Below are 14,749 nucleotides of genomic sequence, written 5' to 3'. Positions count from 1 at the left end.
GCCCGCCGCAAGCAAGAGCCGGGGCACGGCGCGGCCGTCCCAGACGAGGACGCCCGCCGCGGGAACGGGCACGAGAACGGGAGCGGGGAAAGGCGTGGCGGAAAAAGGGACGGCCGAGAATGACACCGCGGTCGTCGCCGATCGTGAAAAGGGCGCCGCCGGAAAGGGCACGGCGAGAAAGGGCCCGGCCAAGCCGGGCGCCGCCAAGCCGGGCGCCGCCAAGCCGGGCGCCGCGAAGAACCCCGCGAAGGGCGCGGCCGTGAAGCCGGGCAGGGCGGCGGCCGGGCGCGGACCCGCGAAGCCGGGCAGGGGCGCCGCGGCCGCGGGGAACGGCGAGGCGCCGGACGCGCGGGAGCCGGCGAGGACGGCGGCCGCGGAGCTGCCGGTCCGCGAGGGGGAGCACCAGTGGACGCCGGGTGAGCTGGCCGAGGTGCGGGCGGGCCTGGAGGAGCAGATCGTGGCGCTGCGCGGGGAGATCGCCGCCTCCGCCAGCCAGATCGCCGAGGGCGACTCCAGCGACGGGGCCGGCGACGACCAGGCCGACGCGGGCGCCAAGACCTACGAGCGCGAGCACGAGCTCGCACTGGCCTACAATTCACAGGACCTGCTCGCCCAGATCGAGCGGGCCGTCCAGCGGATGGACGCCGGCACATACGGGATCTGCGAGTCCTGCGCCAGGCCGATCGGCAAGGCGCGCCTCCAGGCCTTCCCGCGTGCGACCCTGTGTGTGACATGCAAACAACGCGAGGAACGTCGCTGAGCGACTCAACGAACCCAGAGCGGCAGGCCGGGGAGACCGTGGGATCTCCCCGGCCGCGCCGCGTCGGCGTGCTGGTCGCCGTGGCCCTGGCCGCGCTCGCCGCCGACATCGTGTCCAAGATCATTGTGGTGTCGTCGCTGCAGGACCGCGCGCCGGTCCGGCTGCTCGGCGGGCTGCTGACGCTGCGCGAGACCCGCAACAGCGGGGCCGCGTTCTCGATCGGCACCGGCTACACCATCGTGTTCACGCTGATCGCCTGCGGGGTGGTCGTGGCGATCCTGCGGACCGCCCGGAACCTGCGCAGCGTGCCGTGGGCGGTCTGCCTCGGGCTGCTGCTCGGCGGCGCGGTCGGCAACCTCATCGACCGGCTGCTGCGGGCCCCGGCCCCGCTGAAGGGCCACGTCGTCGACTGGATCCAGCTGCCGCACTGGCCGGTGTTCAACCTGGCCGACTCCGCGATCGTCTGCGGCGGCGTGCTGGCCGTCCTGCTGGCGGCGCGCGGCCTCCAGGTGGACGGGACGCGCCTCAAGGACGAGGGCTCCGGCACGGACGAGACCCCGAACACGGGTGGGAGTCCGGACGAGAAGGTCACCCCTGGTAAGGGTGGCGCGGCCGAAAGTGACCCTGCCAAGGGCGCGGCCACCGGTGAGACGGAGAACGGCTCCGAGGTCGCGGCGCCGGAGGAGAAGTCGTGATGGGCGACGTGCGGAGCCTCCACGTCCCGGACGGCCTGGAGGGCGAGCGGATCGACGCGGCCCTGGCGCGGCTGTTCGGGCTGTCGCGCGGCAGCGCCGCCGACATCATCGCCGCGGGCGACGTCGTGCTGGACGGCGCGCCCGTGGCCACCAAGTCCGAGCGGCTGCACGCCGGCGCCTGGCTGGAGGTCATGCTCCCGCCGCCGCCCGCGCCGCCCGCCCCGGTCGCCGAGCCCGTCCCCGGCATGGGCGTGCTGTTCGAGGACGACGACATCGTCGTGGTGAACAAGCCGGTCGGCGTCGCCGCCCACCCGACCACCGGCTGGACGGGCCCGACCGTCCTCGGCGGGCTCCTCGGGGCCGGGCACACGATCGCCACCAGCGGCGCGTCCGAGCGGCAGGGGATCGTGCACCGGCTGGACGCCAACACCACCGGCGCCATGGTCGTCGCGAAGAGCGAGGTCGCCTACTCGCGGCTCAAGCGGGCGTTCAAGGAGCGCCGCATCGACAAGCGTTACCAGGCGCTCGTGCAGGGCCATCCCGACCCGTTCCGCGGGACGGTCGACGCCCCCATCGACCGGCACCCCTCCGGCGACGGCCGGTTCGCGGTCGTCGCGGGCGGGAAGCCGTCCGTCACCCACTACGACACCGTCGAGGCGTTCCGGGCGGCGTCGCTGCTCGACATCGACCTGGAGACGGGCCGCACGCACCAGATCCGCGTCCACATGTCCGCGATCCGGCATCCGTGCGTGGGCGACATGGCCTACGGCGCCGACCCGACCCTGGCGGAGCGCCTCGGCCTCAGACGGCAGTGGCTGCACGCCGTCCGGCTGGGCTTCGAGCACCCCACGAGGGGCGAGTGGGTGGAGTTCGAGAGCCCCTACCCGGACGACCTGGCCCGCGCCCTGGAGATCGTCGCGGAGGAGTCCTGAGCCCGAGCAGGCCGTCAGAGACCGAGCAGGCGCAACCCCGCCGCGACCCCGGCCGCGACGACCAGCACCACCAGGAACGGCGCGCGCAGCAGGAGCGCGGCCACGGCGGCGCCCAGGCCCGACAGCCGCGCGGCGTCGAACTCCAGGGTCCGGCCGTCGCTGAGCGCCTGGACGGCGATCAGCGCGGTGAGCAGGGCCACCGGGACGAGGTCGGTGAACCGGCGCACCCGCGGGTCGTCGAGCATCCGGCGCGGGGTGACGAGCCCGCCGAGCTTCAGCGCGTAGCAGCCGAGCCCGGTGGCGATCACCGCGATCCAGACGCTCACGGCGCCGCCCTCCGTCCGAGGAGGGCGGGCAGCGCGGCGACGGCGGCCAGCATGACCGGCACGCCCGGCGGCAGCACCGGCGTCGCCGCCACCGCGATCACCGCCGCGGCGACGGCGACGCGGACCGCGGTCCGCCCGCTTGTGAGCCGCGGCCAGAGCAGGGCGAGGAACGCCGCCGGGCCGAGGACGTCCAGGCCCACGGCGTCAGGGTCGCCCAGCCGCGCCGCGCCCACCGCGCCCAGCAGCGTGGTGAGGTTCCACGCCAGGTAGAGGGTGATCGCCGTCGTGTAGAACCCGGCGCGGGCGGCGGCCCGGCCGCGCTGCGCGGTCGCCACGGCCGCCGTCTCGTCGATGACGACGTGCGCGGTCGCCAGCCTGCGCCGGCCGCGCACGCCGAGCGTCGCGGCGAGCCGCATCCCGTACAGGGCGTTGCGCCCGCCGAGCAGGACCGCGCCGAGCGTCCCGGCGACCAGCCCGCCGCCCCCGCCGACCACCCCGGCCAGCGCGAACTGGGACGCGCCCGTGAACGCCAGCAGGCTCAGCGCGCACGCCTGCGCGACCGTGAGCCCCGCCGTGACCGCCGCCGCGCCGAACGCCAGGCCGGACACCCCCACGGCGACGCCCACGCCGAGCCCGTCGCGGACCGCCGCGGCACGCGCGGCCTCGTCCTCGGCGCTCTCCTGCCGGGCGATCCCGTCCGGAGCCTCCTCGTCCGGGACGTCCTCTCCGGCCGCCCGCGCGGACCCGGCCGCGCTCATCGGCCGGACTCGGCCGCGTCCAGCCCCGCCTCGATGATCGCGTTAACGATGGGGGCGAGCCGCTCCGGACCGAGCGAGGGGGCGCGGGCCGCCATGGCCTCGACGATCCGCCGCTCGCGCTCGGGGTCGCGGCCGGCGAAGCCGCCGACCGGCTTGAGCCGCTGGACGACGGCGGCGACCGCGGTGCGGTGCTCCAGCAGCGTCGCGAGGGCGGCGTCGAGGCCGTCGATCGCCTCGCGGGCCTCGGCGAGCGTGGTGACGGCGTCGGCCGACGGCAGCGCGACGCGCATCTCCCCGGACGGCCCGCGGGCCGGGCAGTCCGCGTCCGCGCCGACGGGATCGATCACCTGGTCGTTCATCTCGGGTCCCCTCTCGCGCGGCCCGTCCGGGCGAGGGGAGCAGGTGCCCCGGGCCGCGCCTGATCAGCGAAAAGGCGTTTCAGCAGAAGGGCGGAGCCCCTCTGGGACTCCGCCTCGCCGGCTCCGGGGTCGTCGCTAGGTCGCGGGGGCGACCGGCTCACCCGGAGCCGGCCGCGTAAACCTGAAATGGCGACGTTCCACGGAGCCGATCGTATGCCGTGCCGCCCGGCGGGCCAAACTCCGGACATCCCGTCCCGGGTTTCGAGACGACCGGAAGGGGTCCCCGGGGATTGGGCGCGTCGGGGCGCGAGTGACCAGGGATGCGGGTTAGGCTCTCAGAGCCGCGTCGTTCCGGCGCCCGCCGGCCCGACGACCTTCCCCCGGTACCGATGCCGCGACCACGTGCCGAACCCGCACGTGGGCGGTCGCATGCGACGAGCAGGAGGCGCAGCACGCATGGCCGACTCTTTCGTTCACCTGCACGTTCACACCGAGTACTCCATGCTCGACGGAGCCGCCCGGTTGAAGCAGATGTTCGAGGAGGTCGGGCGGCAGAAGATGCCGGCGATCGCCATGACCGACCACGGCAACATGCACGGCGCCTACGACTTCCACAAGCAGGCGACCGCGGCCGGCATCACCCCGATCATCGGCATCGAGGCCTACATGGCGCCGGAGTCCCGGTTCCACAAGAAGAAGATCCAGTGGGGCGAGCCGAGCCAGAAGCGCGACGACGTCTCCGGCGGCGGCCTGATCAACCACATGACGCTGTGGGCGCGCAACAGGTCCGGCCTGCACAACCTCTTCAAGCTCTCCAGCCGCGCCTACACCGAGGGCTTCGTCTTCAAGTACGCCCGCATGGACGAGGAGCTGCTCGCCGAGCACGCCGACGGCCTGATGGCCACGACCGGCTGCCCGTCCGGCAAGGTCCAGACCCGGCTGCGGCTCGGCCAGTTCGACGAGGCGCTGAAGGCCGCCGCGAACTTCCAGGACATCCTCGGCAAGGAGAACTACTTCCTGGAGCTGATGGACCACGGCCTCGACATCGAGCGCCGCGTCCGCGACGGCCTCATCGAGATCAGCAAGCGGCTGAACATCCCGCCGGTCGTCACCAACGACTCCCACTACACGCACGAGTCCGAGGCCACCGCGCACGACGCGCTCCTGTGCGTGCAGGTGGGCAAGCAGCTCGCCGACCCCGACCGGTTCCGGTTCGACGGCAGCGGCTACTACCTCAAGACCGCCGACGAGATGCGCGCCATCGACTCCTCCGACATCTGGGCCGAGGGCTGCCGGAACACCCTGCTGATCGCCGAGCGCGTCGACCCCGCCGGGATGTTCGAGTACCGCGACCTCAGCCCCCGCTTCCCCGTCCCGGAGGGCGAGACCGAGGAGAGCTGGTTCCGCAAGGAGGTCTGGAAGGGCCTGGAGCGCCGCTTCCCGGACGGCCTCCCGGAGGGCTACAAGGAGCAGGCCGAGTACGAGATGGGCGTCATCCTCGGCAAGGGGTACCCGTCCTACTTCCTCGTCGTCGCCGACTTCATCATGTGGGCTAAGGAGAACGGCATCCTGGTCGGCCCGGGGCGCGGCAGCGCCGCGGGCTCGCTGATCGCCTACGCGATGGGCATCACCGACCTCGACCCCATCCCGCACGGACTGATCTTCGAGCGGTTCCTGAACCCCGAGCGCGCGTCCATGCCCGACATCGACATCGACTTCCCTGAAGACCGGCGGGCCGAGGTCATCAAGTACACGACCGAGAAGTGGGGCGCCGACAAGGTCTCCTTCATCGCCACGTTCGGCACCATCAAGGCGAAGGCCGCCATCAAGGACGCGGGCCGCGTCCTCGGCTTCCCGTACGCGCTCGGCGACCGGATCTCCAAGGCGTTCCCGCCCGCCGTCATGGGCAAGGACATCCCGCTGTCGGGCATCTTCGACGACAAGCACCCGCGCTACGGCGAGGCGGGCGAGCTGCGCAGGCTGTACGAGGAAGAGACCGACGTCAAGCAGATCATGGACCTGGCGCAGGGCCTGGAGGGCCTGATCCGCCAGACCGGCGTGCACGCCGCCGGCGTCATCATGTCCGGCGAGACGATCACCGACCACATCCCGATCATGCGCCGGGACGCCGACGGGGCGATCATCACGCAGTTCGACTACCCGACCTGCGAGTCGCTCGGCCTGCTCAAGATGGACTTCCTCGGCCTGCGCAACCTGACGATCATCGACGACGCGCTCAAGGGCATCCAGAAGAACAAGGGCGTCGACGTCGACCTGCTCGCCCTCCCGCTGGACGACCAGAAGACCTACGACCTGCTCGCCCGCGGCGACACCCTCGGCGTCTTCCAGTTCGACGGCGGCCCCATGCGCTCCTTGCTCCGGCTGATGAAGCCGGACAACTTCGAGGACATCTCCGCCGTGGGCGCCCTGTACCGGCCGGGCCCGATGGGCGCGAACTCCCACACCAACTACGCGCTGCGCAAGAACGGCGCGCAGGAGATCACCCCGATCCACCCGGAGCTGGAGGAGCCGCTCAAGGAGATCCTCGACACCACCTACGGCCTGATCGTCTACCAGGAGCAGGTCATGGCGATCGCGCAGAAGGTGGCGGGCTACACGCTCGGCAAGGCGGACCTGCTGCGCCGCGTGATGGGCAAGAAGAAGAAGGCCGAGCTGGACGCCCAGTTCGTCGGGTTCGAGCAGGGCATGATCGACAACGGCTTCTCCAAGGAGGCCGTGAAGACGCTGTGGGACATCCTCGTCCCGTTCTCCGACTACGCCTTCAACAAGGCGCACTCCGCGGCGTACGGCCTCGTCTCCTACTGGACGGCCTACCTCAAGGCGAACTACCCGGCCGAGTACATGGCGGGCGTGCTCACCTCCGTCGGCGACGACAAGGACAAGAGCGCCCTGTACCTGTCGGAGTGCCGCCGGATGGGCCTGAAGGTGCTGCCGCCCGACGTCAACACCTCCGAGGCCGACTTCACCCCGCTCGGCGACACCGAGATCCGCTTCGGTCTGTCGGCCGTCCGCAACGTCGGCACCAACGTCGTGGACGGCATCGTCGCGGCCCGCCGCGAGAAGGGCGCCTACACCGACTTCAACGACTTCCTCAACAAGGTCCCGCCGCCGGTGTGCAACAAGCGGGTGGTGGAGTCGCTGATCAAGGCGGGCGCGTTCGACGAGCTCGGCCACCAGCGCAAGGCGCTGCTGATGGTGCACGAGCAGGCCATCGACTCGGTCATCGACATCAAGCGCAAGGAGGCCGTCGGCCAGGACTCCCTGTTCGGCGCCCTGGAGGACGACGGCGGCGAGGACGCGTTCGCCGTCGCGATCCCCGAGGCCGAGGAGTGGGACAAGACCACCCTGCTCGCCTTCGAGCGGGAGATGCTCGGCCTGTACGTTTCGGACCACCCGCTCCTCGGCGTCGAGCACATCCTCGAACGGGAGGCCGACTGCACGATCGCCGTCCTGAACGGCGGCGAGCGCCCCGACGGCCAGGTGGTCATCGTCGCCGGCCTGCTCTCGGGCCTCCAGCGCAAGGTCACCAAGCAGGGCAACTCCTGGGCCATGTTCCAGCTGGAGGACCTCGGCGGCTCCATCGAGGTGATGTGCTTCCCGTCGTCCTACCAGCTGTGCTCGACCCTGCTGGCCGAGGACGCCATCCTCGTCGTCAAGGGCCGCCTCGACCGCCGCGAGGACGTCGCGAAGATCATCGCGATGGAGGTCGTCCAGCCCGACCTCAGCGTCACCGACGCGACCGGCCCGCTCTCGGTCACGCTCCCGCTGGGCCGCTGCACGCCCCCCACGGTCTCCCGCCTCAAGGAAGTGCTGATCACCCACCCCGGCACCGCCGAGGTGCACCTCCACCTCCAGAACGGCCCGCGCACAACAGTCGTCCGCCTGGACGACCGCCTCCGCGTGGCCCCGTCCCCCGCCCTAATGGGCGACCTGAAACAACTCCTAGGCCCCTCCTGCCTGGGCTAGCTGTTCTGCCCCGTGAGGTTGGGGACGCGGCTGGCGGGTGAGTGGCCGCCATCGAGCCCCACCCGGGGGTACCCGCGCCGTACGAGGCCGCAGACCGCAACCAACACCCCCGACGGCCGCAACCGGCACCTCAGCCACCGGGGACCCTGGGGATCGCGATCGCGTCCGAAGGCGGTTTCGAGCGAAGCAAGAAACTGATCGCGCAGCGAGCCTTTAGGCGAGTCGGAGCGATGCCAGCGATCGCACGCAGTGCTCGACGATGGAGGGCCGCCAGGCCCGAAGGAGGAGAGCACTGCAATAAGAACAGCGAGTCGGAGCGATGCCAGCGATCGCACCGCGGTTTCTTAGGGTTTCGGGCCCCCAAGGCCCGAAACCTAAGAAACCGCAATAAGTTCAGCTCTCCAGTCGACGAAGCGGCCGGTTCCGTCGAAGTGGGCGCGGGCGGTGCCGCCGCCGGGGAGGGTGACTTCGGTGAGGTCGTCGCTCTGCCGGTAGGGGACGCGGTGGTGTGACAGGAGCCCGGCGAGGGTGAGGCGCGGCTCGTGGGGGAAGAGGCTGGCGGCGTTGGCGACGAGGCGGGGGAGTGGGACGGGGTCCCACTGGGCGGGCGGCGCCTGGGGGTCGTCGACGTGCAGGTAGGCGGAGCCGCCGTCGTAGCCGGCGCCGATGTAGCCGGAGCCGCCGAGGACGCCGCCGGCGGCCATCGCGATCAGTTCGCCGCCGTGGCCCGCGGGGCCTTCGTACCAGGACAGGTCGACTTCGGGGGTGGTGAACTCGGTGATGCCGAGGCGTTCGCCGATGGCCCGGAGGATCAGGGTGGGGGCGACGGCGGGGTGGGCGTCGCCGAACTGGGGGTTGGCCCAGCCCCACAGCCAGGTGCGCTCGCGGGCGGCGTAGCTGCCGAGCAGCGAGACGCGGACCGTGACGCCGCCGCTGGTGTAGGTGCGGGCGGTCAGGTCGGCGCTCCAGTCCTCGCGCGGCAGGAACTCGGCGAGCGTCTCCTGCTGCTGCAGGACGACGGCCGCCAGGGCGGCGCCGAGGCGTTCGAACGCGGGGCTGAATCCGGACATGTCGGGCACATTATCCCAGTTATCGGGGCTGCCGTGGGCGGGAATCGGACACCCTTCGAGAGTCGATCGGCTGACCTGGGCAGGCTAGGCTTTCGCTGTCGGACGACTTGCAACTAGGAGCGTACGAGGTGCGGCGACCCACCGGGAGGCTCTTGGCGATCTGGGCGGTCACCAGCGCCGTCGTCACGTTGCTGGGGCCGCTCGCCGGCCTGCTGTGGGCGGCGGTCGTTCCCAAGGTGACGTACGTCGTCGTGCAGGGTGAGGCTCTTCTGGCCGACCCGGAAGGCCAGGGCCCGATCGGCATCGACGCCCGCTTCGCGCTGATCGCGCTCGTCGCCGGGATCGTCTGCGGTGTCGGCGCCTACCTGGCGGGCGGGCGCGGCAACGATTCCGCGCTGCTGCTCGGGCTGGCCGTGGGCGGCGCCGCGGCGGCCGTCCTCGCGTGGCAGACCGGGCACCTGATCGGGCTCGGGCACTACGAGGACGTGGTCCGCCACGGGCGCGACGGCACCACCGTCACCGGCGTCGCCGACCTGCGCGCCAAGGGCGTGCTGGTGTTCTGGGCGCTGCCGGCGGTCGCCGCCTACGGGCTGCTGGAGCTGGTCGTGCGGCGGCTACCCGCGGGCGATGGCGGCGACGCGGGCGCCGGTGAGGCGGACGAGGTCGGCGGGGACGAGCTCGATCTGGAGGCCGCGCCGGCCGGCCGAGACGTAGACGGTCGTGAGCCCTGACACCGACGCGTCGATCACGGTGGGCAGCCTCCTGCGCTGCCCGAGCGGGCTGATGCCGCCGACGACGTACCCGGTGGCGCGCTCGGCGTCCCGGGGGTCGGCCATCCGCGCCTTCTTGCCGCCCGCGGCGGCCGCGAGCGCCTTCAGGTCGAGGGTGGACGACACCGGGACGACGCCGACGGTGAGGTTCCCGTCGACCTCGGCGAGCAGCGTCTTGAAGAGCCGGTCGTGCGGGACGCCGAGGGCGTCGGCGGCGGCCTCCCCGTAGGACTCGGCGTTCGGGTCCACCTCGTAGGCGTGCAGCGTGAAGTCGGCGCCGGCCTTCGCCGCGGCGATGGTCGCGGGGGTGCCCTTGCCGCCCTTGGCCTTGGCAGTGCTCATGGGGGCAGTCTGCCGTGGGCGTTCAGTTCGGCGTGAACGACCCGTCCAGGAACTGCCCGGCGGGGATCATCGGGAGCACGTCCAGGATGCGGTTCTCCCTGGCCAGCAGGTCGCTCTCCGCCTCCAGCCGCAGCGCCGCGTCCTCGTGCTCCAGCAGGCGCTGCTTCTCGTGCCCGTCCAGGACGAGGGACGCCGCGATCGCGTACGACAGCGCGACCGGGTCGCCGGGCGGCTCGATCTCCTCCAGCGGTCCGGCGCCGGCCGCGCCGAGGCGCTGCCGGTAGCGCCGGAACAGCCGCCGGACCCGCGCCGCGGCGGGCGCCGGGTCGGCGCCGGGCTCCTCGGGCAGGAACTCGACCTCGCCTCGCAGGTAGGGCCGGGACCGGTCCAGCTCCTTCACCCGGAACCGCCGGGTGCCGACGGCGACGATGTCGTACCGCCCGTCGGGGTGCGGCGTGACCTCGCGCAGCTCCGCGACGCAGCCGACCTCGGCGAGGCGGTGCGCCGCGTTCTCGCCGACCTCGTGGCCGAGTTCGATGCCGACGACGCCGAAGCCGCGGGGCTCGGGCTGTTCGAGGAGGTCGGCGACGAGCCGGCGGTAGCGGTCCTCGAACAGGTGCAGGGGGAGCACCAGGCCGGGGAACAGCACGGTGCCGAGGGGGAACAGGGCGAGGCGCTCGGTCACATCTTCTCTCCCGCGCTCCTGGGCGCTACCGGAAACGCCCGTGCCGCCAGGGTACGTCGCAAATGATGATCTTGGTAAGGGGTGATTTTTCACAGTGTGAAGCAGGTGTAGCGTCGGCGCCATGAGGATGCTCGTCGTGGACGCCTTCACCGGCCGCGCGTTCGCCGGCAACCCCGCCGGGGTGTGCCTGCTCACCGGTGCCGCCGACGCGGAGTGGATGCAGCGCGTCGCCGCGGAGATGAGGCATTCCGAGACGGCGTTCGTCCGTCCGCTCCAGGACGGGGACGCCGACTTCGAGCTGCGGTGGTTCACCCCGAAGACGGAGGTCGCGCTCTGCGGGCACGCCACCCTCGGTTCCGCGCACGCCCTCTACGAGACGGGGACGGCCGCGAGGGGCCGCCCGATCAGGTTCCGCACGCTCAGGAGCGGCGTCCTCACCGTCACCCCGGAGGGGGACGGCGCGCTGGCGATGGACTTCCCGGTGATGCGCGCCGACCCGGTCGAGGTGCCCGAGGGGCTCGCGGAGGCGCTCGGCGCCAAGGTGCTGCGCACCGGGCGCAACGCCCAGAACGACCTGCTCACGGAGGTCCCGGACGAGACCTCCGTGCGGGAGCTCGCCCCGGACGTCCGGGCGCTCGCCGCGATCGACGCCCGCGGCGTGATCGTCACGGCGGCCGCCGCCCCCGGCGGGGAGCACGACTTCGTGTCCCGGTTCTTCGCCCCGCGCGTCCTGCCGGGCGACGCCGAGGACCCGGTGACCGGCTCCGCCCACTGCGCCCTCGCGCCCTACTGGGCCGAGCGCCTCGGCCGCGACGCCCTCACCGGCTACCAGGCGTCGCCGCGCGGCGGGCACGTCCGCGTGGCGCTGCACGGCGACCGGGTGACCCTCGCCGGCCGGGCCGTCACCGTCCTGGACGGCGCCCTGCGCGTCTGACGCGCCGCCCCGGGGCGCTCGTCCCGGAGAACGCCGCCGCGCCCGCGACGACACGGCGTCTCGGGACGTGAGACGGTGCGCGAGGGACGGAGGGCACTCCGTAGACTGGACGGGTGATTTCCCGTATCGACCTGCGCGGCTCGCTGCCCGGCGATCTGCGCTCCGTGCTGCCCCGCGCCGAACTCGACGTCGAGGCCGCCCTGGACAAGGTGCGGCCCATCTGCGAGGACGTGCGCCATCGCGGCTCGGCGGCGGTACGGGAGTACACCGCCCGGTTCGACGGGGTCGAGCTGGAGCGCGTCCGGGTCCCGGTCGAGACCGTGCACCGCGCGCTCGCCGAGCTCGACCCGGCCGTCCGGGACGCGCTGGAGGAGAGCATCCGCCGCGCCCGGGCCGTGCACCGAGTCCAGCGCCGCACCGACGTCACCACGCAGGTCGTGCCCGGCGGCACCGTCACCGAGCGGTGGATCCCGGTCGGCCGCGTGGGCCTGTACGTGCCGGGCGGCCGCGCCGTCTACCCGTCCAGCGTTGTCATGAACGTCGTCCCCGCGCAGGAGGCGGGCGTCGGCTCCCTCGCCGTCACCTCGCCCGCGCAGAAGGACTTCGGCGGCCTGCCGCACCCCTCGATCCTCGCCGCGTGCGCGCTGCTCGGCGTCGACGAGGTGTACGCCGCGGGCGGCGCGCAGGCCGTCGCGATGTTCGCCTACGGCACCGACGAGTGCCCCCGCGCCGACCTCGTGACCGGCCCCGGCAACGTCTACGTCGCCGCCGCGAAGCGGCTGCTCAAGGGCGTGATCGGCATCGACGCCGAGGCCGGCCCGACGGAGATCGCGATCCTCGCCGACGGCACCGCCGACCCGGTGGAGGTCGCCGCCGACCTGATCAGCCAGGCCGAGCACGACACGCTCGCCGCCTCAGTCCTGGTCACCGACTCGGCGCGGCTCGCCGACGAGGTCGAGGCCGAGCTGAAGGCGCAGGTCGCCCGGACCTGGCACGTCGAGCGGGTCACCGAGGCGCTGGCCGGGCGGCAGTCCGGCATCGTCCTGGTCGACGGCGTCGACGACGGCCTGAAGGTCGTGGACGCCTACGCAGCCGAGCACCTGGAGATCCAGACCGCCGACGCCGCCGCGGTCGCCGCGCGCGTCCGCAACGCCGGGGCGGTCTTCGTGGGCCGGTACGCGCCGGTGTCGCTCGGCGACTACCTGGCGGGGTCCAACCACGTCCTGCCGACCGGCGGGTGCGCCTGCCACTCCTCGGGGCTGTCGGTCCAGTCGTTCCTGCGCGGCGTGCACGTCGTCGAGTACGACCGCGACGCCCTCGCCGACGCCACCGCGCGCGTCGTCGCGCTCGCCGAGGCCGAGGACCTGCCCGCCCACGGCGCCGCCCTCAAGGCCCGCTTCGACTGGGAGATCCCTTCGTGACCTCGCTCAACGACCTGCCGCTGCGGGACGACCTGCGCGGCAGGGAGCCCTACGGCGCGCCCCAGCTGGACGTCCCGTACGCGCTCAACACCAACGAGAACCCCTACCCGCCGTCCGAGCGGCTCGTGAAGGCCCTCGGCGAGGCCGTCATGGACGTCGCCGGGTCGCTGAATCGGTACCCCGACAGGGACGCGGTCGCGCTCCGCGGGGACCTCGCCGCGTTCCTGAACGCCGACACGCCCGGCGCCGGCCTCACCACGGCCCGGGTGTGGGCCGCGAACGGCTCCAACGAGATCATCCAGCAGATCCTGCAGGCGTTCGGCGGCGCGGGCCGCACCGCGCTCGGCTTCGAGCCGTCCTACTCGATGCACCCGATCATCACCGGGGTGTCGGGGACCCGCTGGGTCAACGCCTTCCGTGACGAGGACTTCGGCCTCGAACCCGAGCGGGCCGTCGCGGCCGTCGTGGAGCACCGGCCCGACGTGGTGTTCCTGACCTCGCCCAACAACCCGACCGGCACGGCGCTGCCGCTCGACGCGATCGAGGCCGTCCTCGCCGCCGCGCCCGGCATGGTCGTCGTCGACGAGGCCTACGCCGAGTTCCGCCGGGCGGGCACCCCGTCGGCGCTGACGCTGCTGGACGGCCACCCGCGGCTGATCGTCACCCGGACGATGTCCAAGGCGTTCGCGATGGCCGGGGCCCGGCTCGGCTACCTGGCCGCCGACCCCGCCGTGATCGACGCGCTGCTGCTCGTCCGGCTGCCCTACCACCTGTCGGCCGTCACCCAGGCCGTCGCGCGCACCGCCCTCGCCCACGGCGAGGAGCTGCTCGGCGGCGTCGAGGCGCTGCGCCGCGAGCGCGACGACCTCGTGGCGTGGCTGCGCGCCGAGGGGCTGCGGGTCGCCGACTCCGACGCCAACTTCGTCCTGTTCGGGACGTTCCCCGACCGCCGCCGCGTCTGGGAGGACCTGCTCGGACGCGGCGTGCTGATCCGTGAGGTGGGCCCGCCCGAGTGGCTGCGGGTCAGCGTCGGCACCCCCGCGGAGATGGCCGCCTTTCGCACCGCGCTCCGCGAGGCGCGCGGAGCGGGCACCGAGAACAGTGAGGAGAGTCCGTGACGCGCAAGGGACGAGTCGAGCGCGGGACCGGGGAGACCCAGGTCCTCGTCGAGATCGACCTCGACGGCACCGGGCGGGTCGACGTCGCGACCGGCGTGGGGTTCTTCGACCACATGCTGGCGCAGCTCGGCAAGCACGGGTCGTTCGACCTGACCGTCAAGACCACCGGCGACCTGCACATCGACAGCCACCACACCATCGAGGACACCGCGATCGCGCTCGGCGCGGCGTTCCGCGAGGCGCTCGGCGACAAGTCCGGCATCCGGCGCTTCGCCGACGCCTCCATCCCGCTCGACGAGGCCCTCGCCCAGGTCACCGTGGACGTCTCCGGGCGCCCCTACCTGGTGCACGTGGAGCCGGACGGCATGGCGCCGATGATCGGTCCCGAGTACGACACCACGATGACCCGGCACGTCTTCGAGTCGTTCGTGTCGAACGCGCGGGTCGCGCTGCACGTCCACGTCCCCTACGGCCGCAACGCCCACCACATCGTCGAGGCGCAGTTCAAGGCCCTCGCCCGCGCGCTGCGCGACGCCGTGGCGTTCGACCCGAAGGTGCACGGCATCCCCTCCACCAAGGGGGCCCTGTAGCC

At 72.8% G+C, this 14,749-nt stretch carries 15 protein-coding genes; 9 read left to right on the top strand and 6 right to left on the bottom strand.

Annotation, left to right across the window (positions count from 1 at the left end; all coding sequences use genetic code 11):
- Positions 1 to 379: 379 nt before the first annotated feature.
- Genes BJY14_RS44355 through BJY14_RS06450 form a run of 3 tightly spaced genes read left to right on the top strand, consistent with a single transcriptional unit; the run spans position 380 to position 2,387 of the window.
- Complete coding sequence (locus BJY14_RS44355) at positions 380 to 760, top strand: TraR/DksA family transcriptional regulator (protein WP_218906031.1); 381 nt, start codon at positions 380 to 382, stop codon at positions 758 to 760.
- Positions 761 to 798: 38 nt separating this feature from the next.
- Complete coding sequence (lspA, locus tag BJY14_RS06455; RefSeq protein WP_312879028.1) at positions 799 to 1,455, top strand: signal peptidase II; 657 nt, start codon at positions 799 to 801, stop codon at positions 1,453 to 1,455.
- The gene (locus tag BJY14_RS06450) at positions 1,455 to 2,387 is read left to right on the top strand and encodes an RluA family pseudouridine synthase (protein ID WP_179842772.1); all 933 of its coding nucleotides are present in this window, start codon (positions 1,455 to 1,457) and stop codon (positions 2,385 to 2,387) included. Before lspA ends, BJY14_RS06450 begins: the two co-directional genes overlap by 1 nt.
- A 14-nt stretch (positions 2,388 to 2,401) precedes the next feature.
- On the opposite strand, the gene BJY14_RS06445 is transcribed toward BJY14_RS06450, so the two are convergent.
- From BJY14_RS06445 to BJY14_RS06435, 3 genes are read right to left on the bottom strand one after another with little or no spacing between them, the layout of a single operon-like run.
- Complete coding sequence (locus BJY14_RS06445; protein WP_179842771.1) at positions 2,402 to 2,713, bottom strand: branched-chain amino acid transport AzlD family protein; 312 nt, start codon at positions 2,711 to 2,713, stop codon at positions 2,402 to 2,404.
- Complete coding sequence (locus BJY14_RS06440) at positions 2,710 to 3,471, bottom strand: AzlC family ABC transporter permease (RefSeq protein ID WP_179842770.1); 762 nt, start codon at positions 3,469 to 3,471, stop codon at positions 2,710 to 2,712. Before BJY14_RS06440 ends, BJY14_RS06445 begins: the two co-directional genes overlap by 4 nt.
- A complete protein-coding gene (locus BJY14_RS06435; protein ID WP_179842769.1) occupies positions 3,468 to 3,830 on the bottom strand; it encodes a chorismate mutase in 363 nt (120 codons plus the stop codon). The genes BJY14_RS06440 and BJY14_RS06435 overlap by 4 nt, the downstream gene beginning before the upstream one ends.
- Positions 3,831 to 4,286: 456 nt before the next feature.
- On the opposite strand from BJY14_RS06435, the gene dnaE reads away from it, so the two are divergent.
- Entirely contained in the window at positions 4,287 to 7,817 is a 3,531-nt protein-coding gene (gene dnaE, locus BJY14_RS06430; protein ID WP_179842768.1) for a DNA polymerase III subunit alpha, read from the top strand.
- Positions 7,818 to 8,191: 374 nt separating this feature from the next.
- Here the strand turns inward: dnaE and BJY14_RS06425 are convergent, their stop codons facing one another.
- A complete protein-coding gene (locus tag BJY14_RS06425) occupies positions 8,192 to 8,887 on the bottom strand; it encodes a DUF6882 domain-containing protein (protein WP_179842767.1) in 696 nt (231 codons plus the stop codon).
- Between the two features lie 128 nt (positions 8,888 to 9,015).
- On the opposite strand from BJY14_RS06425, the gene BJY14_RS06420 reads away from it, so the two are divergent.
- Complete coding sequence (locus BJY14_RS06420) at positions 9,016 to 9,618, top strand: hypothetical protein (RefSeq protein WP_258939009.1); 603 nt, start codon at positions 9,016 to 9,018, stop codon at positions 9,616 to 9,618.
- Here the strand turns inward: BJY14_RS06420 and ybaK are convergent.
- Both ybaK and BJY14_RS06410 read right to left on the bottom strand, forming a co-directional pair.
- Positions 9,502 to 9,999: a Cys-tRNA(Pro) deacylase gene (gene ybaK / locus BJY14_RS06415; RefSeq protein ID WP_179842766.1), complete on the bottom strand. Its 498-nt coding sequence runs from the start codon at positions 9,997 to 9,999 to the stop codon at positions 9,502 to 9,504. The genes BJY14_RS06420 and ybaK overlap by 117 nt on opposite strands.
- A gap of 22 nt (positions 10,000 to 10,021) precedes the next feature.
- Complete coding sequence (locus BJY14_RS06410) at positions 10,022 to 10,684, bottom strand: LON peptidase substrate-binding domain-containing protein (protein ID WP_179842765.1); 663 nt, start codon at positions 10,682 to 10,684, stop codon at positions 10,022 to 10,024.
- Between the two features lie 121 nt (positions 10,685 to 10,805).
- On the opposite strand from BJY14_RS06410, the gene BJY14_RS06405 reads away from it, so the two are divergent.
- From BJY14_RS06405 to hisB, 4 genes are all read left to right on the top strand, one after another.
- Positions 10,806 to 11,618: a PhzF family protein gene (locus BJY14_RS06405; RefSeq protein ID WP_179842764.1), complete on the top strand. Its 813-nt coding sequence runs from the start codon at positions 10,806 to 10,808 to the stop codon at positions 11,616 to 11,618.
- Between the two features lie 113 nt (positions 11,619 to 11,731).
- A complete protein-coding gene (hisD, locus tag BJY14_RS06400; protein ID WP_179842763.1) occupies positions 11,732 to 13,039 on the top strand; it encodes a histidinol dehydrogenase in 1,308 nt (435 codons plus the stop codon).
- A complete protein-coding gene (locus BJY14_RS06395; protein WP_179842762.1) occupies positions 13,036 to 14,157 on the top strand; it encodes a histidinol-phosphate transaminase in 1,122 nt (373 codons plus the stop codon). The genes hisD and BJY14_RS06395 overlap by 4 nt, the downstream gene beginning before the upstream one ends.
- Positions 14,154 to 14,747 carry an imidazoleglycerol-phosphate dehydratase HisB gene (gene hisB, locus BJY14_RS06390; protein WP_179842761.1) on the top strand — a complete coding sequence of 198 codons (594 nt, stop codon included), beginning with the start codon at positions 14,154 to 14,156 and terminating at the stop codon, positions 14,745 to 14,747. The genes BJY14_RS06395 and hisB overlap by 4 nt, the downstream gene beginning before the upstream one ends.
- Positions 14,748 to 14,749 lie beyond the last annotated feature (2 nt).

Origin of the sequence: Actinomadura luteofluorescens, assembly GCF_013409365.1 — a bacterium.
In the GTDB taxonomy this organism is placed as follows: domain Bacteria; phylum Actinomycetota; class Actinomycetes; order Streptosporangiales; family Streptosporangiaceae; genus Spirillospora; species Spirillospora luteofluorescens.
The sequence above is the reverse complement of the archived record's forward strand: the minus strand, read 5'-3'. Positions and strand labels throughout refer to the sequence as shown.

What these genes read in the sequence shown, in the direction of transcription:
- BJY14_RS06450 (WP_179842772.1), top strand. Translation starts at nt 1,455, where the DNA reads ATGGGCGACGTGCGGAGCCTCCACGTCCCGGACGGCCTGGAGGGCGAG.
- BJY14_RS06440 (WP_179842770.1), bottom strand. Translation starts at nt 3,471, where the DNA reads ATGAGCGCGGCCGGGTCCGCGCGGGCGGCCGGAGAGGACGTCCCGGAC.
- BJY14_RS06435 (WP_179842769.1), bottom strand. Translation starts at nt 3,830, where the DNA reads ATGAACGACCAGGTGATCGATCCCGTCGGCGCGGACGCGGACTGCCCG.
- dnaE (WP_179842768.1), top strand. Translation starts at nt 4,287, where the DNA reads ATGGCCGACTCTTTCGTTCACCTGCACGTTCACACCGAGTACTCCATG.
- BJY14_RS06425 (WP_179842767.1), bottom strand. Translation starts at nt 8,887, where the DNA reads ATGTCCGGATTCAGCCCCGCGTTCGAACGCCTCGGCGCCGCCCTGGCG.
- ybaK (WP_179842766.1), bottom strand. Translation starts at nt 9,999, where the DNA reads ATGAGCACTGCCAAGGCCAAGGGCGGCAAGGGCACCCCCGCGACCATC.
- BJY14_RS06405 (WP_179842764.1), top strand. Translation starts at nt 10,806, where the DNA reads ATGAGGATGCTCGTCGTGGACGCCTTCACCGGCCGCGCGTTCGCCGGC.